Annotated in this window: 23 protein-coding genes; 12 read left to right on the forward strand and 11 right to left on the reverse strand. The window is 69.2% G+C overall.

What is annotated here, in order from left to right; all coding sequences use genetic code 11:
• Positions 1 to 45: 45 nt before the first annotated feature.
• Positions 46 to 807 carry an isoprenyl transferase gene (locus tag G406_RS0111760; RefSeq protein ID WP_028933988.1) on the reverse strand — a complete coding sequence of 254 codons (762 nt, stop codon included), beginning with the start codon at positions 805 to 807 and terminating at the stop codon, positions 46 to 48.
• A gap of 517 nt (positions 808 to 1,324) precedes the next feature.
• Between G406_RS0111760 and trhA the strand changes: the two genes are divergently transcribed.
• Positions 1,325 to 2,017, forward strand: coding sequence for a PAQR family membrane homeostasis protein TrhA (gene trhA, locus G406_RS0111765; protein WP_245607089.1), 693 nt, complete (start codon positions 1,325 to 1,327; stop codon positions 2,015 to 2,017).
• Between the two features lies 1 nt (position 2,018).
• Here the strand turns inward: trhA and G406_RS0111770 are convergent, their stop codons facing one another.
• Positions 2,019 to 2,618 (reverse strand): hypothetical protein, encoded by a 600-nt coding sequence (locus G406_RS0111770; RefSeq protein WP_028933990.1) that lies wholly within the window; start codon positions 2,616 to 2,618, stop codon positions 2,019 to 2,021.
• 179 nt (positions 2,619 to 2,797) lie between these two features.
• On the opposite strand from G406_RS0111770, the gene G406_RS0111775 reads away from it, so the two are divergent.
• Positions 2,798 to 4,201 carry a cystathionine beta-synthase gene (locus G406_RS0111775; protein WP_028933991.1) on the forward strand — a complete coding sequence of 468 codons (1,404 nt, stop codon included), beginning with the start codon at positions 2,798 to 2,800 and terminating at the stop codon, positions 4,199 to 4,201.
• A gap of 103 nt (positions 4,202 to 4,304) precedes the next feature.
• Positions 4,305 to 5,462, forward strand: a complete 1,158-nt coding sequence (locus G406_RS0111780; protein ID WP_028933992.1) for a cystathionine gamma-synthase — start codon at positions 4,305 to 4,307, stop codon at positions 5,460 to 5,462.
• A 356-nt stretch (positions 5,463 to 5,818) separates the two neighbouring features.
• Here G406_RS0111780 and G406_RS0111785 read toward each other — a convergent pair whose 3' ends face one another.
• Positions 5,819 to 6,079 carry a hypothetical protein gene (locus G406_RS0111785; RefSeq protein ID WP_064742906.1) on the reverse strand — a complete coding sequence of 87 codons (261 nt, stop codon included), beginning with the start codon at positions 6,077 to 6,079 and terminating at the stop codon, positions 5,819 to 5,821.
• Between the two features lie 207 nt (positions 6,080 to 6,286).
• Positions 6,287 to 6,781, reverse strand: a complete 495-nt coding sequence (gene greA, locus G406_RS0111790; RefSeq protein WP_028933994.1) for a transcription elongation factor GreA — start codon at positions 6,779 to 6,781, stop codon at positions 6,287 to 6,289.
• A gap of 430 nt (positions 6,782 to 7,211) precedes the next feature.
• On the opposite strand from greA, the gene mca reads away from it, so the two are divergent.
• From mca to G406_RS0111805, 3 genes are read left to right on the forward strand one after another with little or no spacing between them, the layout of a single operon-like run.
• Positions 7,212 to 8,093 carry a mycothiol conjugate amidase Mca gene (gene mca / locus G406_RS0111795; protein ID WP_028933995.1) on the forward strand — a complete coding sequence of 294 codons (882 nt, stop codon included), beginning with the start codon at positions 7,212 to 7,214 and terminating at the stop codon, positions 8,091 to 8,093.
• On the forward strand, positions 8,090 to 8,326 hold the full coding sequence (locus G406_RS0111800) for a hypothetical protein (protein WP_028933996.1): 237 nt from the start codon (positions 8,090 to 8,092) through the stop codon (positions 8,324 to 8,326). Before mca ends, G406_RS0111800 begins: the two co-directional genes overlap by 4 nt.
• Positions 8,327 to 8,344: 18 nt before the next feature.
• Positions 8,345 to 10,357: a thioredoxin domain-containing protein gene (locus tag G406_RS0111805; protein ID WP_028933997.1), complete on the forward strand. Its 2,013-nt coding sequence runs from the start codon at positions 8,345 to 8,347 to the stop codon at positions 10,355 to 10,357.
• 313 nt (positions 10,358 to 10,670) lie between these two features.
• Here the strand turns inward: G406_RS0111805 and G406_RS46310 are convergent, their stop codons facing one another.
• Complete coding sequence (locus tag G406_RS46310; protein ID WP_342666213.1) at positions 10,671 to 11,387, reverse strand: formylglycine-generating enzyme family protein; 717 nt, start codon at positions 11,385 to 11,387, stop codon at positions 10,671 to 10,673.
• A gap of 146 nt (positions 11,388 to 11,533) precedes the next feature.
• Between G406_RS46310 and G406_RS0111815 the strand changes: the two genes are divergently transcribed.
• Positions 11,534 to 12,754: an acetyl-CoA C-acetyltransferase gene (locus tag G406_RS0111815; RefSeq protein ID WP_028933998.1), complete on the forward strand. Its 1,221-nt coding sequence runs from the start codon at positions 11,534 to 11,536 to the stop codon at positions 12,752 to 12,754.
• Between the two features lie 234 nt (positions 12,755 to 12,988).
• Here G406_RS0111815 and G406_RS0111820 read toward each other — a convergent pair whose 3' ends face one another.
• The 3 genes from G406_RS0111820 to G406_RS0111830 all read right to left on the reverse strand — a co-directional run bounded on the left by G406_RS0111820 (position 12,989) and on the right by G406_RS0111830 (position 15,682).
• Positions 12,989 to 13,423 (reverse strand): hypothetical protein, encoded by a 435-nt coding sequence (locus G406_RS0111820; protein WP_156934798.1) that lies wholly within the window; start codon positions 13,421 to 13,423, stop codon positions 12,989 to 12,991.
• A 291-nt stretch (positions 13,424 to 13,714) separates the two neighbouring features.
• On the reverse strand, positions 13,715 to 14,554 hold the full coding sequence (locus tag G406_RS0111825) for a Bax inhibitor-1/YccA family protein (protein ID WP_028934000.1): 840 nt from the start codon (positions 14,552 to 14,554) through the stop codon (positions 13,715 to 13,717).
• A gap of 123 nt (positions 14,555 to 14,677) precedes the next feature.
• A complete protein-coding gene (locus G406_RS0111830) occupies positions 14,678 to 15,682 on the reverse strand; it encodes a threonine ammonia-lyase (protein WP_245607090.1) in 1,005 nt (334 codons plus the stop codon).
• A 75-nt stretch (positions 15,683 to 15,757) separates the two neighbouring features.
• On the opposite strand from G406_RS0111830, the gene G406_RS0111835 reads away from it, so the two are divergent.
• Positions 15,758 to 16,627, forward strand: coding sequence for a LysR family transcriptional regulator (locus G406_RS0111835; RefSeq protein ID WP_028934002.1), 870 nt, complete (start codon positions 15,758 to 15,760; stop codon positions 16,625 to 16,627).
• Between the two features lie 80 nt (positions 16,628 to 16,707).
• Here the strand turns inward: G406_RS0111835 and G406_RS0111840 are convergent, their stop codons facing one another.
• Positions 16,708 to 17,820, reverse strand: coding sequence for an NAD(P)/FAD-dependent oxidoreductase (locus tag G406_RS0111840; protein WP_028934003.1), 1,113 nt, complete (start codon positions 17,818 to 17,820; stop codon positions 16,708 to 16,710).
• A 135-nt stretch (positions 17,821 to 17,955) separates the two neighbouring features.
• Here G406_RS0111840 and G406_RS0111845 point away from each other — a divergent pair, with 135 nt between their 5' ends.
• The 3 genes from G406_RS0111845 to G406_RS0111855 all read left to right on the forward strand — a co-directional run bounded on the left by G406_RS0111845 (position 17,956) and on the right by G406_RS0111855 (position 19,916).
• Positions 17,956 to 18,240: a hypothetical protein gene (locus G406_RS0111845; protein ID WP_028934004.1), complete on the forward strand. Its 285-nt coding sequence runs from the start codon at positions 17,956 to 17,958 to the stop codon at positions 18,238 to 18,240.
• 108 nt (positions 18,241 to 18,348) lie between these two features.
• The gene (locus G406_RS0111850; RefSeq protein ID WP_028934005.1) at positions 18,349 to 18,699 is read left to right on the forward strand and encodes a YciI family protein; all 351 of its coding nucleotides are present in this window, start codon (positions 18,349 to 18,351) and stop codon (positions 18,697 to 18,699) included.
• Positions 18,696 to 19,916: an RNA polymerase sigma factor gene (locus tag G406_RS0111855; protein WP_028934006.1), complete on the forward strand. Its 1,221-nt coding sequence runs from the start codon at positions 18,696 to 18,698 to the stop codon at positions 19,914 to 19,916. Before G406_RS0111850 ends, G406_RS0111855 begins: the two co-directional genes overlap by 4 nt.
• On the opposite strand, the gene G406_RS0111860 is transcribed toward G406_RS0111855, so the two are convergent.
• Positions 19,913 to 20,551, reverse strand: a complete 639-nt coding sequence (locus G406_RS0111860; RefSeq protein WP_028934007.1) for a DedA family protein — start codon at positions 20,549 to 20,551, stop codon at positions 19,913 to 19,915. The two genes, G406_RS0111855 and G406_RS0111860, sit on opposite strands and share 4 nt — an antisense overlap.
• Before the next feature lie 446 nt (positions 20,552 to 20,997).
• Positions 20,998 to 22,329 carry a M20/M25/M40 family metallo-hydrolase gene (locus G406_RS0111865; RefSeq protein ID WP_156934799.1) on the reverse strand — a complete coding sequence of 444 codons (1,332 nt, stop codon included), beginning with the start codon at positions 22,327 to 22,329 and terminating at the stop codon, positions 20,998 to 21,000.
• A gap of 217 nt (positions 22,330 to 22,546) precedes the next feature.
• On the opposite strand from G406_RS0111865, the gene G406_RS53880 reads away from it, so the two are divergent.
• Complete coding sequence (locus G406_RS53880) at positions 22,547 to 23,467, forward strand: Abi-alpha family protein (RefSeq protein ID WP_051341966.1); 921 nt, start codon at positions 22,547 to 22,549, stop codon at positions 23,465 to 23,467.
• Positions 23,468 to 23,511 lie beyond the last annotated feature (44 nt).

The following is a 23,511-nucleotide window of genomic DNA, read 5'->3' on the forward strand; positions in this document are numbered from 1 at the left end:
CTTCGCACCGGGTAGGGCACCTACCCTGAGCTGCGGAAACGTCCGTCAGCTACCGAAGCGGCGGTGCCGAATACCGTAATCGCGCAATGCGCGGAGAAAATCGACCCGACGGAACTCCGGCCAGTAGGCCTCGCAGAACCAGAACTCCGAGTGCGCGGACTGCCACAGCAAGAATCCGGACAGCCGTTGTTCACCGGACGTGCGGATCACCAGGTCCGGATCAGGTTGCCCTGAGGTGTACAGGTGCTCGGCGATGTGGTCGACATCGAGCACCTCGGCGAGTTCCTCGATGGACGTCCCGCTCTCCGCATGGCTGAGCAGTAGCTTCCGAACCGCATCGGCGATCTCACGCCGGCCGCCGTACCCGACCGCGATGTTCACCTGCGTGCCGTCACGCCGTTCCGTGCGCCCGGCGGCGCTGACCAGCCGCTCCCGCACGTCACCGGGCAGCAGGTCGAGCGCGCCGACCACTCGCACCCGCCACGGTCGCTCCGGCGCGGACAGCTCGTCGACCACGTCGACGATGATGTTCAACAGTGGCCGCAGCTCGTTGTCCGGGCGGGTCAGGTTGTCCGTCGACAGCAGCCACAACGTGACCACCTCGACATCGGCCTCGCCGCACCACCCGAGAAGGTCGACGATCCTCGACGCACCCGCACGGTGGCCGTCGTTGACGTCCAGAAGCCCGGCGTCACGCGCCCACCTGCGGTTACCGTCCAGGATCACACCCACGTGACGTGGGCGTTGGGCGCCCGCCAGCTGGCGGTGCAGATTACGCTCGTAGACGGAGTACAACACGTTGCGCAAGCCCACGCGAGAAGGGTACGCCTGTCTCTTGGGCCTGTTTCGCGCGGAGTTTTTCCGTGACCACCCCCTCGGCTTCGCCGTCGGGGGTACTCCCGGAAAAACAAACCTCGTTCCTCGGTTGAGCGCGCGCTTGTTGTCGCCCTGGGAGCCGCCGTCCGGCTTGGGAGCCTGGTTGCGGACATTCAGTACGCCGGCCTTCGCCGGAACTCCTTCGGAGACTGGCGGAGCCAACTCTCACCGCACCGCGGTTCCGCACCCCGGTTCCGCACCGCGCACCGTGCGGCGACACCGCGCTATGTGCGGCCACACCGCGCTATGTGCACATTGGGCGGTGTGGACGGAAGGTGCGCGGTGTCACCGAGGTTGATCGCTCGACGGCGGCACCTGGCGCCGCCGACCTCCCCGGCCCCGCGATCGGCTGGCTCCCGAGCCCCTGGGATGCCTACTCCAGATTGGGCGGAGCCGAGTCCGTGACGCACTCCCGGTCGACGGCCCGACACGCGTACCCTGTTGAGGCGTGAGCAGCAGCGGCCCGATCGTCGACACCGTGCCCCCGCTGCCGCCCAAACCACGGTTCCGAGGGCGGCTGCACCAGGGATCCTTCGTTTTCTCCCTCGCCGCGGGCGCCACCATGATCACAGCGGCGGCGGCGGTGAGCCGCACCGCTGTCGCGGTGATCTCGGTCTCGGTCTACGCGGCCACCGTGCTCGGGCTGTTCGGAATCAGTGCGCTGTATCACCGCGGCCGGTGGAAGACCGAGCGCGCGCGGGCGAGAATGCGCCGGCTCGACCATTCCATGATCTTCGTGTTCATCGCGGGCACCTACACCCCGGTCTCGGCGATGGCACTGCCCTCGCCGACGAGCACCGTCGTGCTCGCCGTCGTGTGGATCGGCGCGCTGGGCGGTGTGGCGCTACAGCTGGCCTGGCCGGGGGCGCCGCGCTGGGTCGGAGTGCCCATCTACCTGGCGCTGGGCTGGGTCGCGGTGTTCGTTCTCCCCGACCTGCTCCACCACGTCGGGGTCGCCGCGTTGGTCCTGATCCTGGCCGGCGGCGCGCTCTACACCGCCGGCGCCGTCGTGTACGCGATCAAACGCCCCAACCCGTGGCCCAACACCTTCGGTTTCCACGAGTTCTTCCACGCGGCCACCGTGCTGGCGGCCGTGTGTCACTACGTCGCGATCTGGTTCGTGCTGGTCTCGACCTGGTGAGCTAACCGGTCGGGCCGCGGCCGCGCAGCTCGTCCACCTTGGCCATCGCGGTGCGCAGCTCGTCGAGCCACTCGTCGGCGTGCTCGCCGACCAACCGCACCGCCCAGGCGAGAGCGTCGGACCGGGACCGCGCCACACCCGCGTCGACCAGCGTGTCGAGCACCACCCGTTCCGGCTGCCGCAACCGCGTCATGACCGGCACGGACAGCGTGGTGAACAGCTCCTCGGTGTCGCCGATGCGCGCACCCCAGGCGACCTTGCGCTGGTAGCGGTGCTCGGCCTGGCGGGCGATGTCGATCCGCTCCTCCCGGGTCTGCTCCCGGAACCGCGAGATCCGCCCGGCCTCGGCGGCCGCCCGGTCGGCCCGTCCGGCATCGCTGTCCTCGAAGTCCTCCGTCAACGCGGGCAGCGTCCCGACGATCAGGACCTCCTCGCGGTCGACCGTCACCTCGGGCGCCTCGGTGAACCACTCCTCCGGCAGCCGGCCACGAACCCAGGCCGGTGCGTCGGACGCCGACGGCAGATCGGCGTGCTGCCACCCGCCACGGCCCTGCCCCTTGTTGCCGGGGCCGCGCCCCGGTCCTGGCCATCCTCGATGCATGCGCGCCATGAGTGTCGCCTCCTCAACTTCTTACGTGATTACAGCATTACACATTTAGCTCCATGATCGGTACTATCAGGGACGGCTACCGAGTCCGATCACCCATGACCGCACACCGCGCACCGGTGTCGACGGGAGCTATGAGAGTCCGGTGATCACGGACCAGGCATGATGCGGTCATGCGCTATGCGGAACACGTGTCGGAGCTGGTGGGCAACACACCGCTGGTCAAGCTGAACAAGGTCGCCGAGGGGCTGACGCCTCTGGTCCTGGCGAAGGTCGAGTACTTCAACCCCGGTGGCAGCGTGAAGGACCGGATCGCGCTGCGCATGATCGACGCGGCCGAAGCGAGCGGCGAGCTGCGACCGGGCGGCACGATCGTCGAGCCGACGTCGGGCAACACCGGCATCGGCCTGGCGATGATCGCCCAGCGGCGCGGCTACAAGTGTGTGTTCGTCTGCCCGGACAAGGTCAGCGAGGACAAGCGCAACGTGCTGCGCGCGTACGGCGCGGACGTCGTGGTGTGCCCGACGGCGGTACCGCCGGAGCACCCGGACTCGTACTACAACACGTCCGACCGGCTCGCCCGCGAGCTGCCGAACGCGTGGAAGCCCAACCAGTACGCGAACCAGAACAACCCGGAGAGCCATTACCTGCAGACCGGCCCCGAGCTGTGGGAACAGACCGAGGGACGGATCACCCACTTCGTCGCGGGCATCGGCACCGGCGGCACCATCAGCGGTATCGGGCGCTACCTCAAGGAGGCATCCAACGGCCTTGTGAAGATCATCGGCGCCGATCCGGAGGGCTCCGTGTACAGCGGCGGCACCGGCCGGCCCTACCTGGTCGAGGGCGTCGGCGAGGACTTCTGGCCGACCACCTACGACCGGGAGATCTGCGACGAGATCCTCGCCGTGCGCGACGCCGACTCGTTCGACATGACCCGGCGCCTCGCGCGCGAGGAAGCCCTGCTCGTCGGCGGTTCCTGCGGCATGGCGGCCGCCGCGGCGCTCCGCGTCGCCGCCTCCTTGGATGCCGAGGAGGCCCGCGACGCGGTGATCGTCGTCCTACTTCCGGACGGCGGGCGTGGCTACCTGGCGAAGGTCTTCAACGACGCCTGGATGTCGACCTACGGTTTCCTGTCGCTGGAGTCGAGCGAGGCCACCGTGGGCGACGTGCTGCGCGGCAAGGACGGCCGGCTGCCCGAGCTCGTGCACGGTCACCCCAACGAGACGGTCGCCGACGTGGCCGGCTACCTGCGCGAGTTCGAGGTGTCCCAGCTGCCGATCGTCGCGGCCGAGCCACCCGTCATGGCCGCCGAGGTGGTCGGTGCGGTCAACGAGCGAGACCTGCTGCAGGCGCTGTTCAGCGGCAAGGCGAACCTCGCCGACCGGGTCGAGCAGCACATGTCCGCGCCGCTGCCCACGATCGGCGCGGGCGAGCCCGTCGCCGCCGCGATGTCGGCACTGGCCGGCGCCGACGGCGCGTTGGTGCTGGTCGATGGCAAGCCCGCCGGTGTGCTCACCCGACACGACGTGCTGGCGTTCCTGTCGTCCCAGACGGGCCCGGTCAAGAAGCTGTGACCACCCGCCCGCGAGTCGGGCGCGTCAGCACATCGGGTCCGTGTGCAAGGACACGACCGGCCGCCGCGAGGCGGCCGGTCGGATCGGCGTACCGTCCACGTGTGTGAACGGCTTCTCAACCCGCGCCATCCATGCCGGGCAGGCCCCGGACCCGACGACCGGTTCGGTCATCGTGCCGATCCACGCCACTTCGACGTTCGCCCAGGACGGCGTCGGCGGCACCCGAGGCGGGTACGAATACTCCCGCAGCGGCAACCCGACCCGCGACGCGCTCGCTGAGTGTCTGGCGGCGCTGGAGGGCGGCCGGCACGGTTTCGTGTTCGGTTCCGGCATGTCGGCGACCGACACGCTGCTGCGCGTGGCTCTCAAGCCCGGTGACCACCTGCTCATCCCGCACGACGCCTACGGCGGAACGTTCCGCCTCGTCGACAAGGTGCTCTCGAACTGGGGCATCGACTACACCCCCGCTGACCTGGGCAACCTCGACGCCGTGCGCGCCGCGCTGCGGCCGAGCACCCGGATGATCTGGTCCGAGTCCCCCACCAACCCGCTGCTGGGCATCGCGGACATCGCCGCGCTCGCCGAGGTCGCCCGCGACGCGCACGCCCGGCTCGTCGTCGACAACACGTTCGCCTCGCCCTACCTGCAGACCCCTCTGGGCCTCGGCGCGGACGTCGTCCTGCACTCCACGACGAAGTACTGCGGCGGTCACTCCGACGTCGTCGGCGGCGCGCTGGTCACCAGCGACGAGGAGCTCGCCGAAGGGCTCACGTTCACCCAGAACTCGGTCGGTGCCGTGCCCGGCCCGTTCGACTCCTGGCTGACCCTGCGCGGGCTCAAGACCCTCGCCGTCCGCATGGAACGCCACAGCGACAACGCCGAACGAGTCGTCGCGGCGCTGGTCAGCCACCCGAAGGTGTCGAAGGTCTTCTACCCCGGGCTGCCCGAACACCCCGGCCACGAGGTGGCCGCGAAGCAGATGCGCCGCTTCGGCGGGATGGTGTCGTTCCTCGTGCGCGGAGACTCCGACGGTGCCGCGGACCCGGCGGCCGAGGCGCTGCGGGTCTGCGCGGCGACCCGGCTGTTCACACTCGCCGAGTCCCTCGGTGGCGTCGAGTCGCTGATCGAGCACCCCGGCCGCATGACCCACGCCTCCACCGAGGGCTCCGCGCTGCAGGTCCCCTCCGACCTGGTGCGTCTGTCCGTGGGCATCGAAGACGCCGACGACCTGGTAGAGGACCTCCTAGAGGCCCTGGGCTAACCCCTCGTGAGTGATGAGGGCGTCTACCCCGAAGGGGCCGCGAAGCGGTAGCCGGTCTACGCACTCACGACACGCTTTTCGTCGTGAGTGCGTAGACCGGCTATAGGCGCCCTCAGCACTCACGAGAACCCCGAGACCGCGCACTCGGTGCACGCGGTCGGGACCACAGCCCCCGTACCCGGCCTAGCCCGTGCCCGGCTTCAAGGCATCTCGGCTTCGCCGTCGACTCGTGAGTGGCAAGACCGCCTATAGCTGGACTGGACCCTCACGACGGAAAAGCTGTCGTGAGTGCCCACTCCGGCTACGCCTTCGGCGCCCCTCCGGGGTAGACGGCCTTGCCACTCACGACGAGGGGCTCAGGGGCGGAAGGGGAGGTGGTCGTCTGGGCGCGGTGGGGTTGGTGCGGGGGCCGGCTCGACGTCTGTGCCTATCGTCAGGTCGCCTGGTTCCACGCAGCCGCCGACCAGTTCGTAACCGCTCGCGGTGGGGACGTAGCGCCCGGGGTCCTCGCAGCCGGCACGTTGCACGGTGATCAACGCGATGGTGGCCATCGCGGCCGCGACGACCAGCGAGACAACGACCGACCAACGCTCGGCGTTGATCTTCGGCCCCGCCATGCTTCCTCCCGGGCTGGTACCGACCTCCGACGACATCTGGCCGGGGGCGGACCTGTCCGAGGTTACTCGGTACTCGCTCGGCACAGCCGACTGGCCATCCCGAACACGATCACACCCGTCACTCCGCCCCCAGATTTCGCCCCCGGGCGGACCGAAGGGAGAAGCCCGAGACCAGTGGCCTCGGGCTTCTACGAACCTGTGAACGGATCAGCCGCTGAACGGCTCCGCGCCTTCGAGGGTGACCTTCATCGTGCCGCCGTCGGGCAACGAGTACTGGCGGGTCTCGCCCACCTTGGCGCCCAGGATCGCGGCACCCAGCGGGGAGTTCGGCGAGTAGACCTCCATGCCGCCGGCGCTGCCCTCCTCGCGGGAGCCCAGCAGGAACTGCTCGGTGTCGTCGTCGCCGTCGTAACGCACGGTGAGCACCATGCCGGGCTGCGCGATGTCGCTCTGCGTCGGCGCCTCGCCGACCTTGGCCGTGCGCAGCAGCTCCTGGAGCTGGCGGATACGTGCTTCCTGCTGGCCCTGGTCCTCACGAGCCGCGTGATATCCGCCGTTCTCCTTGAGATCGCCCTCTTCGCGGCGCGCATTGATTTCCGCTGCAATAACCGGCCGGTTCGCGATCAGCTCATCGAGCTCGTGCTTGAGCCGGTCATAGGCATCCTGGGTCAACCAGGTCACCTGGATCTCGGTCACGGTCATCACTCCTCCAGACGTCCAGACCTGCGGGTGCGGGTCGGCCAACGCTGCTGGGCGGCGCGGCCCAGGGCATGTGCCCTGAGATGGAAAAACACGACCCGACGGCGGGCCGTGTGCGGGCAACGGTAACACGGGCCTCACCGCTCAGCGCATTCTTTCGACGAACGGTCGACGGCTCCGAGAAGTTCCCGAAACCGAAATCCACCCCGTTCGTTGATACTCCGTCGCGCTATGAGAGCCTTCTCAGCCGTCTCAGTGACGCCATTCGTAGCCCGTCCGCGCGAACTCCTCCCGCATCGGGAAGATCCTGCGCGACCTCGCGGTTGTACCTAGCGCGCAAGAGTGACCGCGTGGCCGGGACAATGGGTCCGGGGGTCGTTACTGCTCTCAGAACGTCTTGTTCACGCCACTCGAGATGCCCGAGGAAGAGGACATGGTCGGACCGCTACGACTGATGACTGTGCACGCCCACCCCGACGACGAGTCGAGCAAGGGCGCCGCGACCTGTGCACGCTACGTGGCGGACGGACACGAGGTCATGGTCGTCACCTGCACCGGCGGTGAGCGGGGCAGCGTGCTGAACCCGGCGATGGACCGGCCCGAGGTCATCGAGAACATGTCGGAGATCCGGCGCGCCGAGATGGCTCGCGCGGCGGAACTTCTCGGCGTCTCCCACCGTTGGCTCGGGTATGTGGACTCCGGCCTGCCCGAGGGCGACCCGAAGCCGCCGCTGCCGGAAGGCTGTTTCGCGGTGGGCGACCTCGGCGAGCAGACCCAGAAGCTGGTCGCGTTGATCCGCGAGTTCCGTCCGCACGTCCTCGTCACCTACGACGAGAACGGCGGCTACCCGCACCCCGACCACATCCGGTGCCACCAGGTGTCCGTCGCGGCGTTCGACGCCTCGGGCGACCCGGACAAGTACCCGGAGGTCGGCGAGCCGTGGCAGCCGCTGAAGCTGTACTACTCGCACGGCTTCTCCCGTGAGCGCATCCTGAAGTTCCACACCGCGCTCGAGGCAGCCGGCATGGAGTCCCCGTACGCCGAGTGGATCAAGAACTGGTCCACCGACCGGCCCGACCCCGGTAGCCGCGTGACCACCAGGGTGCAGTGCGCCGACTACTTCCCGGTGCGGGACGAGGCGCTGAAGGCGCACGCGACCCAGATCGACCCGACCAGCCGCTGGTTCGCCGTACCGATGGAGATGCAGCGCGAGCTCTGGCCGACGGAGGACTACGAGCTGGTCCGGTCGCTCGTGGACAGCTCGACACCGGAGGACGACCTGTTCGCCGGCCTGCATGAAAGAGTCTCGGCATGAATACGTTGATGACCGGCGCCTGGCTGGCGCAGGACCCGCCGACCGGGCCTCAGGGCCCGGAGTTCGGCGGCTCCTCGCCGCTCGGTCTGCTGGTGACGCTGCTGATGCTGATCGCGGTCGTGCTGCTGGTCCGATCGATGAACCGGCACCTGCGCAAGCTCCCGAAGTCGTTCGACGAGCCGGACGAGGCGAAGGTCGGCGACACCACGTCCGACGCCGAGCAGAAGAAGTAGTCCCGAGGCCACTGTCGTATGTCCAACCGGCTCGCCCAGGCAACCAGTCCCTATCTCCTGCAGCACGCGGAGAACCCGATCGACTGGTGGCAGTGGTCACCAGAGGCATTCGAGCAGGCGCGGGAACGTAACGTCCCGGTCCTGCTGTCGGTCGGTTACGCCGCGTGCCACTGGTGCCATGTGATGGCACACGAGTCCTTCGAAGACGAGGACACGGCGGCCCAGGTCAACGCCGAGTTCGTGGCGATCAAGGTGGACCGTGAGGAGCGCCCGGACATCGACGCCGTGTACATGGCCGCGACCCAGGCGATGACCGGCGCGGGTGGCTGGCCCATGACGTGCTTCCTCACGCCGGACGGTGAACCGTTCCAGTGCGGCACCTACTATCCGTCGCAGCCGCGCCAGGGCATGCCGAGCTTCCGGCAGCTGCTCACCGCCGTGAGCAAGGCGTGGCGGGAGGACGGTGACCGGGTCCGTGAGGCCGCCGGTCAGATCGCGGAGCGTCTCGCGGACAGCTCGACCGCCGCGCTGCCACCGACGAAGCTGGACAAGAAGGCGCTCGCGCACGCCGTCGGCTCGGTCGCGGAGGGATTCGACGCGACGCACGGCGGTTTCGGTGGCGCGCCCAAGTTCCCGCCGTCCATGACGCTGGAGTTCCTGCTGCGCCACCACGAGCGCACCGGTTCGACGCGTGCGTTGCGGATGGTCGAGCTGACCTGCGAGCGGATGGCGCGCGGCGGCATGTACGACCAGCTCGCCGGTGGTTTTGCCCGGTACAGCGTCGACGAGCGCTGGGTCGTTCCGCACTTCGAGAAGATGCTCTACGACAACGCCCTGCTCCTGCGGGTCTACGCGCACCTGGCGCGTCGCACGGACGCCACCGAGCTTCCGGTGCGCATCGCCGACGAGACCGCCGAGTTCCTGCTCCGCGACATGCTCACCCCCGAGGGCGGTTTCGCGTCGGCATTGGACGCCGACACCGAAGGCGTCGAGGGCCTCACCTACGGCTGGACGCCGTCGCAGCTGCGTGCGCTGCTGGGGCCCGAGGACGGCGACTGGGCGGCGGAGCTGCTTCAGGTCACCGAGGACGGCACGTTCGAGGACGGCACCTCCACGTTGCAGCTGCTCACCGACCCCGATGACCTCGAGCGGTGGCAGTGGGTCCGCCCAACGATGCTGGGCTGCCGCAACCGCCGGCCACAGCCCGCGCGCGACGACAAGGTCGTCACCGCCTGGAACGGGCTCGCTATCACCGCACTCGCCGAGGCCGGCGCCGCGTTCGGACGCCCGGACTGGGTGGACGCCGCCGCGCACGCGGCCGCACTGATCCTGCGGCTGCACCTGGTCGACGGCCGGCTGCGTCGTTCGTCGCGCGCCGGTGTCGTAGGCATCGCGGCCGGGGTGCTCGAGGACTACGCGTGCCTCGCCGACGGGCTCCTGGCCCTGCACCAGGCGACCGCGGCGCCGCACTGGCTGGAAGCCGCGCTCGGCCTGCTGGACACCGCACTGGAACGCTTCGCCGCTGACGAGCCGGGCGGCTACTTCGACACCGCCGACGACGCCGAGGCGCTGCTGCACCGGCCTCGGGACCTCACCGACGGCGCCACGCCGTCCGGAGCGGCCGCGCTGGCCGGCGCGCTACTCACCGCGTCCGTGCTCGCCCCGCCGGACCGCGCGGGTAAGTACGGAAAGGCCGCCGAGGAGGCGCTCGCCGCCGTGGGCGCGCTGACCGTCCGGCACCCTCGGTTCGCCGGGCACTGGCTCAGCACCGCCGAAGCCGCGTTGCGCGGGCCGTTGCAGATCGCGGTCGTGGGCAACGACGGGCTGGACGAGATGGAGCTGCGGGCCACCGCGCGCCACGTCGCTCCGGGCGGCAGTGTGGTGGTCATCGGCTCGCCGGACACCCCCGGCGTGCCGCTACTCGCCGGCCGGGCGCTGGTCAAGGGCTCAGCGGCCGCCTACATCTGCCGGGGATTCGTGTGCGAGTACCCGATCACGACGGCGAAAGACCTGGTGTCGGCTGTATTGTAGGGCCTGTTTCGCGCGGAGTTTTTCTGTGACCACCCCCTCGGCTTCGCCGTCGGGGGTACTCCCAGAAAAACAAACCTCGTTCCTCGGTTGGGCGCGCGCTTGTTGTTCCCTTGGGAGCCGCCGTCCGGCTTGGGAGCCTTCTCGCGGACATTCACTACGCCGGCCTTCGCCGGAACTCCTTCGGAGACTCGCGGAGCCGGCTTAGCTGTTACTGGGCCGTGCTGGGCCGGGCTGTGCTGGGCCGGGCTGTTGTTGTGGTGGTCCCGGCCTTGCGGGCGTACTGCTGCTGCGGGGCTTCGTGTGCGAGTACCGATCACGACGGCGGAGGAGCCGGTGTCGGCCCTGTCGAAACCGCCGCCCTTGCCAGACGGAACCCCAGGTCGTCGATCGTGAAGGTGGGATGGCTGCGGCGGCGCACGGTCGCGCCGCAGCCCCGTTCGGACTCGGCCCAGCCGCCGCCCCGGAAGATGCGGTAGGCGCCGTACACCTCTTCGTCGTAGACGTCCCAGCACCATTCCCAGACGTTGCCGAGCATGTCGTGCAGGCCCCACGGGTTCGGTCGCTTGGCGCCGACGTCGTGGACCGTACCGCCCGAGTTGTCCGCGTACCAGGCGATCTCGTCGATGTCGCCGTATCGGTACCCGCTGGTCCCGGCCTTGCAGGCGTACTGCCATTCGGCCTCGGTCGGAAGGCGGTAGCCGTCGGCCGTCCAGTCGCAGCTCACCTCCCCGCCCTGTTCGTCACGCGAGTAGACCTCGGTCAGGCCGGACAGCTCCGAGAGGCGGTTGCACAGGCCGATCGCGTCGAACCAGCTGATGTTCGTGGCGGGCGAGTCGTCGCTCGTGGACCGATCCGCCCGGATTCCGGTGATCGCACGGTGCAAACCCAGCGTGACCGGGTACGTCGCGAGCAGGAACGGCGCGATCTCGACGCTCCATCGGCTGCCCCGACGGTCGTCCCGGAGGTCGACCACACCGCCGGGGACCCGAACCATGGCCGGGACCGCTACGTCGGCGATCGATGAGTTCACGCGGTCAGCCTCTCGTCCGGACAACACCGATACCCACGATACGGGCGTCCTCAGCCAAGAGAACTACTCGGCAGTAGGGTCGAGAACATACGCCGCTGCCTGCGGGCGGGCGATACGTTGATCACCCATCACGAGGAGGCTCCACCATGCCCGAAGCTGTGATCGTCGCGGCGGCCAGGTCCCCCATCGGGAGAGCGTTCAAGGGCTCGTTGAAGGACATCCGGCCGGACGACCTGACCGTGCAGATGGTCAGGGCGGCGCTGGACCAGGTTCCGCAGCTCGACCCGAACCGGCTCGACGACCTGATGCTCGGGTGCGGCCTGCCCGGCGGTGAGCAGGGCTTCAACCTGGGGCGCGTCGTGTCGGTACTGCTCGGCTACGACCAGCTGCCCGGTACGACCATCACCCGGTACTGCTCCTCGTCACTGCAGACCACCCGCATGGCGCTGCACGCCATCAAGGCCGGTGAGGGTCACGCCTTCATCTCCGCCGGTGTGGAGACGGTGTCCCGGTTCGTCAAGGGCAACTCCGACTCGCTGCCGGACACCCACAACCCGCTGTTCGCCGACGCCGAGGCACGCAGCAAGCAACTCGAGCAGGGTGGGGTCGACACCTGGGACGACCCGCGCGCCGACGGCCAGGTGCCGGACGTCTACATCGCGATGGGCCAGACCGCCGAGAACCTGGCGCGCGCCAAGAACGTCAGCCGCGAGGACATGGACCACTTCGGGGTCCGCTCGCAGAACCTGGCCGAGAAGGCCATCGCCAACGGGTTCTTCGCCCGCGAGATCACCCCGGTCACGCTGCCCGACGGCAGCATCGTCGACTCCGACGACGGTCCTCGCGCCGGCGTCACCTACGACGGTGTGGCCGGCCTCAAGCCGGTGTTCCGGCCGGACGGGCTCATCACGGCGGGCAACTGCTGTCCGCTCAACGACGGTGCCGCCGCGCTGGTGATCACCTCCGACACGCTGGCCGCCGAGCTGGGCATCACCCCGCTCGCCAGGGTCATCTCGACCGGCGTCTCCGGCCTGTCGCCGGAGATCATGGGCCTCGGCCCGGTCGAGGCGTCCAAGAAGGCCCTCGCGCTGGCCGGCATGACGATCGACGACATCGATCTCGTGGAGATCAACGAGGCGTTCGCGGCGCAGGTCCTTCCCTCGGCGAGGGAGCTGGGCATCGACGAGGACAAGCTGAACGTCAACGGCGGTGCGATCGCCGTGGGTCACCCGTTCGGCATGACCGGCGCCCGCATCACCACGACGCTCATCAACTCGCTGCGCACGCACGACAAGCAGATCGGTCTGGAGACCATGTGCGTCGGCGGCGGCCAGGGCATGGCCATGGTCATCGAGCGCCTGAGCTGACCCACAAGGTGGGTGGCGCGCTCAGCGCCACCCACCGCGGTGTCAGCACATCTTTACGATTGGGCGGCGCACTGGTTAGCCAGGCACCTTCAACACGAAGCACGGTGGGCGTGGGGTCTATTTTCGCGGCCCTGCGGGCCATGGCTTGGAGGCCCTGACCCGCCCCCAATGGCTCGAATCTCTAGCTCGCCCCTTTTTGCCGGGCGCGCGCTCGATCCGCGAACCCGACCGCCACTAAGAAGACGTGGGAATCACCGTGCAGGCCATTCCCAGTTTCTCTCCGGCCTCATAAAGTGTCGCGCAAACACGGTTGAGCGGAAACTCGAAAGACTTACCAGCACGCGTAACGCTCTCCGAGACACGATCGTTGCCCCACTCCTGCTGAGCAGTCATCACGACCTTGTTATTCACGTCCGAGAGCGTCACTACCAGCTTCGGCCGGACGACCTTCGTTCCACTGAGGAAGCTACCTCCGAACGACTCCACATCCGTATTCGACCGCGATTTGAAATCGACACAAACCGTGCCGGTCCCTGACTGAATCGCGGTACAACCTGCCGGGATACCCGCAGCGTACGCAGTGCCCATGGACATCACGATCGATGCAAGCATCACCAAGCCCACCCCGAACGCCGCCCCCACACCTCGGACAAGACCCGTCGCACTCACGCTTCCTCCACGTTTTTCGGCGACATTTAGTCGAACTCGCCGTTGACCTCGGACGCTCACAAAACCTTGGCGAGACTACCGAGCCACGAGCCGAATGGAGGGCGGAACAAGCACATCTAGGTAGAACTACTCAATTGTGATTGAAAACAATTACAAGACATTTACTAGTCAATGCGAAACACTCCAGACACACAAACGCCGTGGGCTCCTCCGCGACAGAGGAGCCCACGACGTTCATGGCTGGAAGGGGTGCGGGACGGTCCGAACCGGACCGCCCCGCGAGGGAGATGGCTAGTTGGACCGCATGTAGCTGAGCAGCCGCAGAATCTCCAGGTACAGCCAGACCATGGTGGTCATCAGGCCGAACGCGATGTACCAGGAGTACTTCGCGGGCACGCCGTCCTTGATGGCACGGTCGGCCTGGTCGAAGTCCAGCAGCAGCATGAATGCGGCGATGCCGATCACGACGATGCTGAACAGGATCGCCAGCGGGCCGCCGGAACGGATGCCGATGCCTCCGGTGGTGAAGAAGCTCACCACGAAGTTGATCAGCATCAGGCCGACGACACCGAACATGGCGCCGATGACCATCTTGGTCAGTCTCGGAGTGACCTTCACGGCGCCGGTCTTGTACACGACCAACATGCCGATGAACACGCCGATGGTTCCGGCGATCGCCTGGAAACCGATGCCCGCGTAGCCCCCGCCGCTCGCACCCGGCGTGCTGCCGTAGGCCTCCAATGCTCCGGTGATACCACCGAGCGCCACACCTTCGGCGATCGAGTAGGTCAGCACCAGCGGCGCGTTGCTCTTCTGCGCGAAGATGATGATGAGCGAGACGACCAGACCGACGATGAACGCCGGGAGGGCCAGCCAGTACATGCCGCTGAACGCGGTGAGTACACCGGCCAGCAGGGCTACACCGGCGGTGATCGCCGTCTTCTGCACTACGTCATCGACGGTCAGCGGACGGTCGAGCCCGGAACCCTGGGCGCCGCCGAGACCCGCTGGAGCCTGCTGGTATGCCGCCGCGGTACCAGCTGCGGCACCGCCGAACCGGTCGTTGAATCCGGCGTAGCCGCCCTGCCCGGTGGGCAGGTTGCGGAACGCGGGGTTGCTGCTGCTGCGCACCGTGCTCCTCCTCAGGAACCTTCAGACCAGGCCCGTCATCGGCCTTCACTGAATCCAACGCACATAGCAAGCTTTGGGTTCCCGTCCAAATCAAAAACTGAGAATTTGGTGAGATTCCCCTGGTCAGCCCTGTACCGCGAGAACCGTGCCGAGCTCGGACGGGGACGCATTGCCCCCGGTCACGACGACGCCGATCTTCGAACCAGCAGGCAACGACGTGGCGAGCAGACCGGCGAGTGACGCCGCGCCCGCTCCTTCGGCGAGCGTGTGCGCATGGGTCAGCAGCAGGAGCTGCGCCGCGCGCACCTGGTCGTCGTCGACCAGTACGAAGTCGCTCAGGTGGCGGCGCAGCACCGCCTGGGTGGTGGCGAAGCCGGCACCGATGGCGAGACCTTCGATGGCGGTGCGGTTGGGCCTGGCGAGCAGCTCACCGGTGCGCCACGAGTCGTGCGCGGCCGGGGACGCGTGCGTCTGGACGGCGATCACCCGGCAGTTCGGTGCGACCGCGGCGGCGACCAGACAGGCCGCGCTCGCACCGCTGCCGCCGCCGACCGGGACCAGCAGGTAGTCCAGTTCGGGGTGCGCGGTGAGCATCTCCAGGTAGAGGGTGCCGACGCCGGCGATCAGGGCGGACTCGTTGCCGGGGTGCACGAACCGGGCGCCGTCCCGTTCGGCGAGCGCGCAGGCGTGCTCGGCCGCGGCCTCCATCGTGTCGCCGTGCAGCACCAGCTCCGCACCCCACCCGCGCAGCGCCCGGACCTTCGTCGGGTTGGCGGGCTCTGGCATGACGATGCGGCAGCGGGCGCCGAAGCGCCGCGACGCGTACGCGAGCGACTGACCGTGGTTGCCGGTGGACGCCGAGACGACTCCGGCCGCCCGCTGCTCGGGTGTCATGCCGGCCAGCAGGTTCAGCCCGCCGCGGACCTTGAACGCGCCGGTCGGCTGGACCTCCTCGTGCTTGAGCACCACCTGGCAGCCGGTCACCTCGTCCAACGCGGGCGCACCCCAGCACGGCGTCGGTTCCAGGTGCTCGGCGAGCGCCACCGCGGCGGTGCGGACCGCGTCGATGTCCAGGCCGGGGACCGCATGCTCGGTTGCGCGTAGAGCGTCAATCTCGGAGATCGTCACAGGTTCCAGGGTGCCGCCCCTCGATGCATCAATCCAGTGCCAGTATTCGTGGTGACCCATAGATAGACTTGATGAATGCTGAACCTGACCCGGTTGCGGGTGCTGGCGGCCGTCGCCGAGCACGGCTCGGTCACCGCGGCGGCCGCGGCTCTGCACTATGCGCAGCCCTCGGTCAGCCATCATCTGGCCAGGCTGGAGGCGGAGACCGGCGCGGTGCTGGTGCAGCGCGTCGGGCGGGGTGTACGGCTGACCGACGCCGGGCGGCTGCTCGCCGCGAGGGCGAACGAGATCCTGGGGCGGATCGAGGCGGCGAGCGCGGAGCTGGACGAGGTCACCGGACTGCGCGCGGGCCGGGTTCGGCTCGCGGCGTTCCCGTCGGCGCTGGGCACCCTGGTCCCGGTGGCGGCGGCCAGACTGCGTGCCGCGCACCCGGACCTGGCGTTGGAGCTGACCGAGGTGGAACCGCCGGAGGCGCTGGAGCTGCTACGCGCGGGTGAGGTCGACGCCGCGGTGGTGTTCCGGTACCGGCCGGAGGACGACGAACCGGAACCGGACCTGCGCCTCGACCAGCTCGACTCGGAGGCGATCCACCTGGTCGGCCCGGTCGGCGACGACTGGCCGGGCGACCTGGCGGCGCACGCCGGCGCCGACTGGATCGCCGGCTGTGTGCGCTGCCGCAACCATCTGTTGTGGCTGTGTGATCGGGCTGGTTTCACGCCACGAATCCGGTTCACCACCGACGACTACGTCGCGGCGCAGGCGCTGGTCGCGGCCGGTCTGGGCATGACGGTGCTCCCGGACCTGGCACTGCGCGCCTACCGCCGCCCCGGCGTCCGCACCCGCCAGCTGATCGGCACCGGTCGGCGAGTCCTGCTGGCGCGCTACGGCGTCCCGCCCGACCCGCCGGGTGTGCTGGCCCTCGCCGAGGCGCTGACCACCCCGTAGGTGCCGAAACACCCGACTCGCCGTGCCCAGACGCCCGACTCGCCGTGCTGAGGTGCCCGACTCGCCGGAGAGAGGGGGTTCTACACGCCGGTGGGGAGGGTGGGGTGGCGCTGGAACAGGATCGTGGCTCTCACCACCGTCTCCTTGTACAGGGCGGCGAACCGGCCGGTGATCACGCCCTCGCGGGGGCTGTCGTCGGCGTGCACGAACTGGATCAGCCCGTCCCGTCTGCCGAGACTGATGCACTGGTTGACGTAACGGAAGCGCAGTGCCTTCGGCTCCTTGCCCTCCCGCCGGGCGGCGAGCGCGCGCACCGCCTGCTGCGCCATCGGGATGCTGGTCGCGCACGCCATGCGCAGCTCCTGCCCGTCCGGGAGGTGCGCCGATGCCGCGTCGCCGACCACGGTCACGTCCGGGTGGGACAGCGAGCGCAGCAGCTCGTCGACGATCACCCGGCCGCTGTCGTCGACCGTCAGACCCGCCTCACGGGCCAGTGGCGACACCTCGAACCCGGCCGTCCAGACGACGGTGTCCGCCGCGACGTGGTCGCCGTCGTCCAGCAGCACACCGTCCCTTCGGACCTCGGCGACCCTCGCGTTCTCCCGCACCTCCACGCCGAGGCGCGCGAACGTCTGACGCAGATGGTTCTGTCCCTTGGCCGACAGACCCGCACCCAGCATCCCCGCACCGACCAGCCGGACCTTGAGCCGCGGATGGCATTCTGCCAGCTCGGCGGCGACCTCGAGACCGGTGAGGCCGGCGCCGACGACCGCGACGGTCTCGCTGTCCGGCAGCCGCCGCTCCAGGTTCCGCGCCTGCTCCTCGCCGGCGACGGTGTAGGCATGCTCGGCCGCGCCCGGGAACGCGTCGAGGTTCACCCGGCTGCCCAACGCGTAGATCAGCTGGTCGTAGTGCAGCGGCTCGTCCGAACCGGCGAGTGTGACGATGTGCGCAACCGGGTCGATCGCGGTCACCCGGTCGACGACGAGCCGCACACCGCTGCCCTGGAGGAGCCCGGCGATCGGCAGGTCCGACAGTTGCTGCCCCGCGGCGAGCTGGTGCAACCGGACCCGCTCGACGAACCGGTCGCTCGCGTTGACCAACGTGACCTGGGCATCAGTCCATCTGGCCGCGAGCTTGGCCGCCGGCAGTCCGGCGTAACCCGCGCCGAGAACGACGATCTTTCCCCTCATCTGAACTGCTCCTTTCCGCTCCATGTCGATGAGACGGCACGGCGCTCGCGGATGTGACAGCTCCGTGTACCTGCCGGTCGGTACGACCCGGGGCGCTACTCTGAGTGGCCAGGTACCCGAGGAGGACTTCGCGTTATGACCGTGCAGGTGGCCCGCCGGGGCGGCTGGGTGGAACTGCGGGACGACAAGACCGAGTTCGGTTCCCTCGAGGACCAGCGTCTGGTGTTGACCGACGCCGAGTTCGCGGAGTTCCTCGCGGGCAACACCGAGGGCCCGCATCTGACCTTGACCCGTCACCCGAGCGGCGACTATCTGCTCACCGCGCACGGCGCCGAGCTGCGGTTCGACGAGGAGGAGATCGCGGCGTTCCAGGACGGGATCGAGAACGGCGAGTTCTCCGAGGGCGCGTTCAGCATCTGATCCGCCGGAAACTGTCTGTCCTTCGGTGTAGATCTGGGCATCGGCCGTTCGTATAGAGGACGAGCGGTCGGCACGAGGCCGGCGCTCAGGTCCCGTGAGGAGAGCCCGATGACCACGTATCTGCTCAGCGTCTACCAGCCCACCGGTGCAGAGATGCCGCCGCCGGAGTTCCTGGAGAAGGTGGCACACGATCTCGAGGAGCTCAACCAGGAGATGAAGGACGCCGGCGTCTGGGTGTTCAGCGGAGGGCTGCACGCGCCGAGCACCGCGACGGTCCTGCGGCCCGAGTCCGGCGAGGTGCTCGTCACCGACGGGCCGTTCGTCGAGGGCAAGGAGTACCTGGGCGGCTTCACGATCCTGGACGCACCGGACCTGGACGCGGCGCTGGCCTGGGGGCGCAGGCTGGCCGAGGTCGTTCCGCTGCCGATCGAGGTGCGGCCGTTCCACCAGGTCAGATGACCACTCCGACCGCGGAGCTGATCGAGCGGGTGTTCCGGGCGGAGCACGGGCGCGCGGTCGCCGTGCTCGCCCGGGTCTTCGGCGATCTCGACATCGCCCACGACGCGGTGCAGGACGCGTTTGTCGTCGCCGTCGCACGCTGGCCGGACACCGGGCTGCCCGCCGCGCCGGCCGGCTGGATCATCACGACGGCGCGCAACCGGGCGATCGACCGGCTGCGCCGGGAGGCGTCGCGGCAGGACCGGTACGCCGAGGCCGCCCTGCTGCACGCCCGGGACGAGCCACCGGAGGTGGTCGCGGTGCACGACGACCGGCTGCGGCTGATCTTCACCTGCTGCCATCCCGCGCTGTCGCCCGGCGCGCGGGTCGCGTTGACGCTGCGGCTGCTCGGCGGGCTGAGCACCGCCGAGATCGCGCGCGCCTTCCTGGTGTCGGAGGCGACGATGGCGCAGCGGTTGGCGCGGGCGAAGGGCAAGATCAGGGATGCGCGGATTCCGTACCGGGTCCCGGAGGATGCGGAGCTCCCCGACCGGTTGCGGTCGGTACTCGCGGTCGTCTACCTGATCTTCAACGAGGGCTACACGGCCAGCGGGGGCGAGCTGCCGATCCGGGACGAGCTGTGCGCGGAGGCCATCCGGCTCGGACGGCTGCTCGCCGAGCTGATGCCCGATGAGCCCGAGGTGATCGGCCTGTTGGCGTTGATGCTGCTCGTCGGGTCACGTCGGCGCGCCCGCATCGACGCGAACGGCGAGCTGGTGCTGCTCGCCGACCAGGACCGCACGCTGTGGGACCGTTTGCTGATCGACGAGGGCCAGACCTTGCTGCGCTGCTGTCTGCGCCGCGACGACCCCGGCCGGTACCAGGTCCAGGCCGCGATCAACGCGGTGCACAGCGACGCCGTGAGCGTGGCGGACACACAGTGGTGGCAGGTCGTCGCGCTGTACGACCAGCTACTGGCGATCGCTCCGTCGCCGGTCGTCGAGCTGCACCGGGCGGTGGCGGTCGCCGAGGTCGACGGTCCGGCGGCGGCGCTGGCGATCATCGAGACACTTGCGTTGTCCCGGCATCATCTGTGGCACGCGGTCCGCGCCGACCTGCTGCACCGCGTGGGCCGCGACAGCGACGCGGCCGAGGCGTACCGGGAGGCGATCAGCCGCACCGAGAACGCCGCCGAACGTGCACTGCTGCGCCGCAAGCTGGCGGCGCTGAGCCGTTAGCCCTGGTCGACGCTGGAGGCAACAGGTTCCGAGGCGTGGCGTTTGGTCGTCCGGCGCTTCACGTACAGCGCGGACCCGATCCCGAACAGCACCGCGGCCAGCAGCCCGACCCAGGAGAAGCGGGACAGCCACTTCTCCGCGACGACACCGAGGTAGTAGATCACCGCGACGGTGCCGCCCGCCCACACGATGCCCCCGAGCGCGTTGGCGATCAGGAACTTGGGGTAGCGCATCCGCAATGCCCCCGCGAGCGGACCGGCGAAGATGCGCAGCAACGCGATGAACCGTCCGAAGAACACCGCCCACATGCCCCACCGCTCGAACGACCGCTCGGCCGACGCCAGATGCGCGGGCCCGAAGTGCTTCGGGAACCGTCGCCCCAGCCGCTCGAACAACGGTCGCCCGCCCCGACGTCCGATCGAGTAGCCGATCGAGTCGCCGATGATCGCCCCGGCGGCAGCGCACGCCGCGACCCACACCGGGTCGACGACATGCTGCGCCGCCAGCAGGGACGCACTGACCAGCACGATCTCCCCCGGCAACGGCACCCCGAGGCTCTCGATCCCGATGACCAACCCGACGGTCACCAGGATCGCCACCGGCGGGATCAGCTGCAGCCATTGGTTGATGTGCACCCCTCCATGGTGCCCGGAGATCGACAAGCGGCTGTGGTCGCCCCCACTCCGCGCACCCCGCCCCCACTTCGCAGACCCTGACGTCGCGTCGCAGACACTGCAGCGTCTGCGACGCGACACGAAGCTCTGCGAGGTGTGGCGACTGTGATAGGTGTGACACCAGGGGTGCCGCACCGGGCACCGCCACACCGGGCACCACCGCACGAGGCGCCGCAGACTCCTCCGTTCCCCGCGATCCTGGCCCGCACTTGGCGTGGGCGGGCGGTGTCAACCCTGAAACCTCGCCCCCGAACCCGTGCAACCAGGAACGAGCGCGAGGCCGGCGAAGCCGGGGGTTGATACCGCCCGCCCACGCCAAGACACTGAATGGCCAGCGGGGACAGCCCCCACCGCCGCGGAATCTAGCGACTCGCGGGACGAAACCCCCGCTCGCGGTGGGCGGGAGGTCAGGGGCGGTGCTGCGGCAGGAGGGGGTCCAGGCCGGGGGCGCCGGTCAGCGCGAGGGCCGTCAGGAAGACCCGTTGCGGTCCCAGGTGTGAGTCCTTCGGGTCGAACCACTCGGGGTCGGTGAACGAGTGGGTGTTCCCGTCGTCGCCCCCGCCGCCGAGCCGGACAGCCGGAATCCCCTTGTTGATCGGCAGGTTCGCGTCGGTGCTCGACGCCTCGCCGAGCGAAGCGGCCAACCCGAGCGCCGTGGAGGCGGCGAAGGAGGCTTCGACGATGGGCGACTGCGCGGGCTGGTCGCCGGCAGGACGGTCGCCGATCAGTTCCTTCTTGACCGTGATCCCCTTACCGGCGGCGGCGTTCCACCGGGCGTTCTCGTCGTCGGCGCCGGCCTGCGCCATGGGCACCAGCTGCCGCTCCAGTCCGTCCAGCTCGGCGGGCCCGTTGGACCGCATGTCCACCTGCATCGAGGCGGTCCCGGAGATCGCGTTCACCGAGGTCCCGCCGTCGACCACGCCGACGGTGAACGTCGTCTTCGGCTGGGCGGGCGGCCGGAGCTCGTCGATGCGGGCGATCGCCCGGCCCATGGCTCCGATCGCGCTGGGCCTGCCGAAGTCACCGAAGCTGTGCCCACCGGGCCCGGTGAACGAGAACTTGTAGCGTCGGCTGCCGGTTGCCTGGTAGACGACCTTCTTGACGTCGCCCGGTTCGATCGTGATGAACCCGTCGACGTCCGGGTTCTCCGCGAAGAAGGCCTTGACGCCGCGCAGGTCGCCGAGGCCCTCCTCGCCGACGGTGCCGCCGAAGATGATGTCGCCCTTGGTCTGGATGCCGCTGTCGCGCAGCGCCCGTACGACCGACAGCACAGCGGACAGCCCGTTGGCGTCGTCGGCGATTCCCGGGCCGTACAGCTTGCCGTCCCGCTGGGTGACCTTCACGTCGGTGCCTTCGGGGAACACGGTGTCCAGGTGCGCGGAGACGAACAACGTCGGTCCGCCCCCGGTGCCGCGCCGCACGCCGTACACGTTGCCGGTCGCGTCCCGGCGCACGTTCTCCAGACCCAGCTCGGTCAGCCGACGCTGGTAGTCGGCCGCGCGCCGGTCCTCCTTGAACGGCGGCGACGGGATCTCGCTCAGCGCGATCTGCTCGGTGATCGTGTTCTGGTGGTCCTGTTCGAGGAACCGCAGCGCGCTGGCCACCGAAGGCATCGTCTTCAGCGTGTCCATGGTCCGGCTCACCTGGTCGGACACCGCGAACGGCTTCGGTGCGGCCGCCCTCGGTGTCTCCTCGGCGGCCGAGCACCCCGCCGACGCCAGAATTCCGGTGATCGCCATCACCGTGAACCTCGATCGCAACCGTGTGGTTCTCATCTCGTCGCATCCTGACGCTCGGGGACCTCCGAACCCTGCCACTGATCGATCTCCCCCGTCGAGCACGGCTGGTCGGAGCCCTGGGAGTGGCGGTCGCCACCGTAGAGTGCACACAGCTTGCATCTGAAGACACCGCACATCACCATCACCTGATCCACCCACGGCCTAAGGGGTTTGACCGGTGCGAACCGACTGGGACGACGACGAGCGCGACACCACACCAGGGCAGGGTGTGGTCGCGTCCTGGGGCGCTGTGCTGCGTGATGTGCGGTCATTGGCCGTCGACCTGACGGTCGTCGGCACCGAGGTCGCGCGGCAGATGCCGAAACCGCCGGTGCAGGAGTTCCTCGCCGGCTGGACCCGGGTCGAGGACGTGGTGCTGCGCGAGATCAAGACCCGGCTGGACGCGGTGGACACCGACCCCTCCCAGCGGCGCCGTATCGGCAACGACCCGACCCGTACACCGGCGCAGCTGCTCGACGACCTGCTCGGCGCCTCGATCGACGCGGACAGCGCGCGCAGCCGTGACGAGCTGTACCGGTCGCTGCTGCTGCGTCTGGTTCCGGACGAGGCACGGATCCTCGCCGCGCTGGCCGACGGCACGCCGTATCCGCTGATCCACGTCCAGACCAGGTCCAGCGGCGGACGGACGATCCTGTCCAACGCCTCCACCGTCGGACGCTCGGCCGGCGTCCAGGTCCCGGACGCGGTGGGCACCTACGTCAGCCACCTGCGCGCGCTCGGTCTCGCCGAGGAAGGGCCCGCCGACGACTCGTTGTCGGTGCACTACGACATCCTGCTCGGTGAGCCAGGGGTCCGGGACGCCGAGGAGGAGGCGCGGCACGCCAGCAGGCTCGGTGCGAAGGTCGTGCGTCGCACGCTGCGCATCTCGACGCTGGGCAGCGAGCTGTGGCGGGCCTGCCGGCCGGACGACGTGCCGGAGCCCGGTCCCGCGTTGCTTCCCGGTGAGGACCCGGTCGCCGAGCTGGTCCCCGAGTCGGTCGAGCCCGACCTCGACACGCCGATGCCCGGGCCGCGCTTCAATCCCGACACCGTCTACCGTCCGTCTACCAGCACCAACGGTGTGGGCGGAGTGCGGTGATCGGTCTGTCGGAGATCCTCTCCGACGTACAGACCAACTGGCCG

It is taken from the genome of Actinospineispora spinosispora DSM 44797 (assembly GCF_000429025.1).
GTDB lineage: Bacteria > Actinomycetota > Actinomycetes > Mycobacteriales > Pseudonocardiaceae > Pseudonocardia > Pseudonocardia spinosispora.

Excerpts from the sequence above, each read along its gene's own strand:
- G406_RS0111770 (WP_028933990.1), bottom strand. The coding sequence starts at position 2,618 with ATGCATCGAGGATGGCCAGGACCGGGGCGCGGCCCCGGCAACAAGGGG.
- greA (WP_028933994.1), bottom strand. The coding sequence starts at position 6,781 with ATGACCGTGACCGAGATCCAGGTGACCTGGTTGACCCAGGATGCCTAT.
- G406_RS0111800 (WP_028933996.1), top strand. The coding sequence starts at position 8,090 with ATGAATACGTTGATGACCGGCGCCTGGCTGGCGCAGGACCCGCCGACC.
- G406_RS0111815 (WP_028933998.1), top strand. The coding sequence starts at position 11,534 with ATGCCCGAAGCTGTGATCGTCGCGGCGGCCAGGTCCCCCATCGGGAGA.
- G406_RS0111850 (WP_028934005.1), top strand. The coding sequence starts at position 18,349 with ATGACCACGTATCTGCTCAGCGTCTACCAGCCCACCGGTGCAGAGATG.
- G406_RS0111805 (WP_028933997.1), top strand. The coding sequence starts at position 8,345 with ATGTCCAACCGGCTCGCCCAGGCAACCAGTCCCTATCTCCTGCAGCAC.
- mca (WP_028933995.1), top strand. The coding sequence starts at position 7,212 with ATGGTCGGACCGCTACGACTGATGACTGTGCACGCCCACCCCGACGAC.
- G406_RS0111845 (WP_028934004.1), top strand. The coding sequence starts at position 17,956 with ATGACCGTGCAGGTGGCCCGCCGGGGCGGCTGGGTGGAACTGCGGGAC.
- G406_RS0111840 (WP_028934003.1), bottom strand. The coding sequence starts at position 17,820 with ATGAGGGGAAAGATCGTCGTTCTCGGCGCGGGTTACGCCGGACTGCCG.
- G406_RS0111835 (WP_028934002.1), top strand. The coding sequence starts at position 15,758 with ATGCTGAACCTGACCCGGTTGCGGGTGCTGGCGGCCGTCGCCGAGCAC.
- G406_RS0111865 (WP_156934799.1), bottom strand. The coding sequence starts at position 22,329 with ATGGCGATCACCGGAATTCTGGCGTCGGCGGGGTGCTCGGCCGCCGAG.
- G406_RS0111855 (WP_028934006.1), top strand. The coding sequence starts at position 18,696 with ATGACCACTCCGACCGCGGAGCTGATCGAGCGGGTGTTCCGGGCGGAG.
- G406_RS0111785 (WP_064742906.1), bottom strand. The coding sequence starts at position 6,079 with ATGGCGGGGCCGAAGATCAACGCCGAGCGTTGGTCGGTCGTTGTCTCG.
- G406_RS0111775 (WP_028933991.1), top strand. The coding sequence starts at position 2,798 with ATGCGCTATGCGGAACACGTGTCGGAGCTGGTGGGCAACACACCGCTG.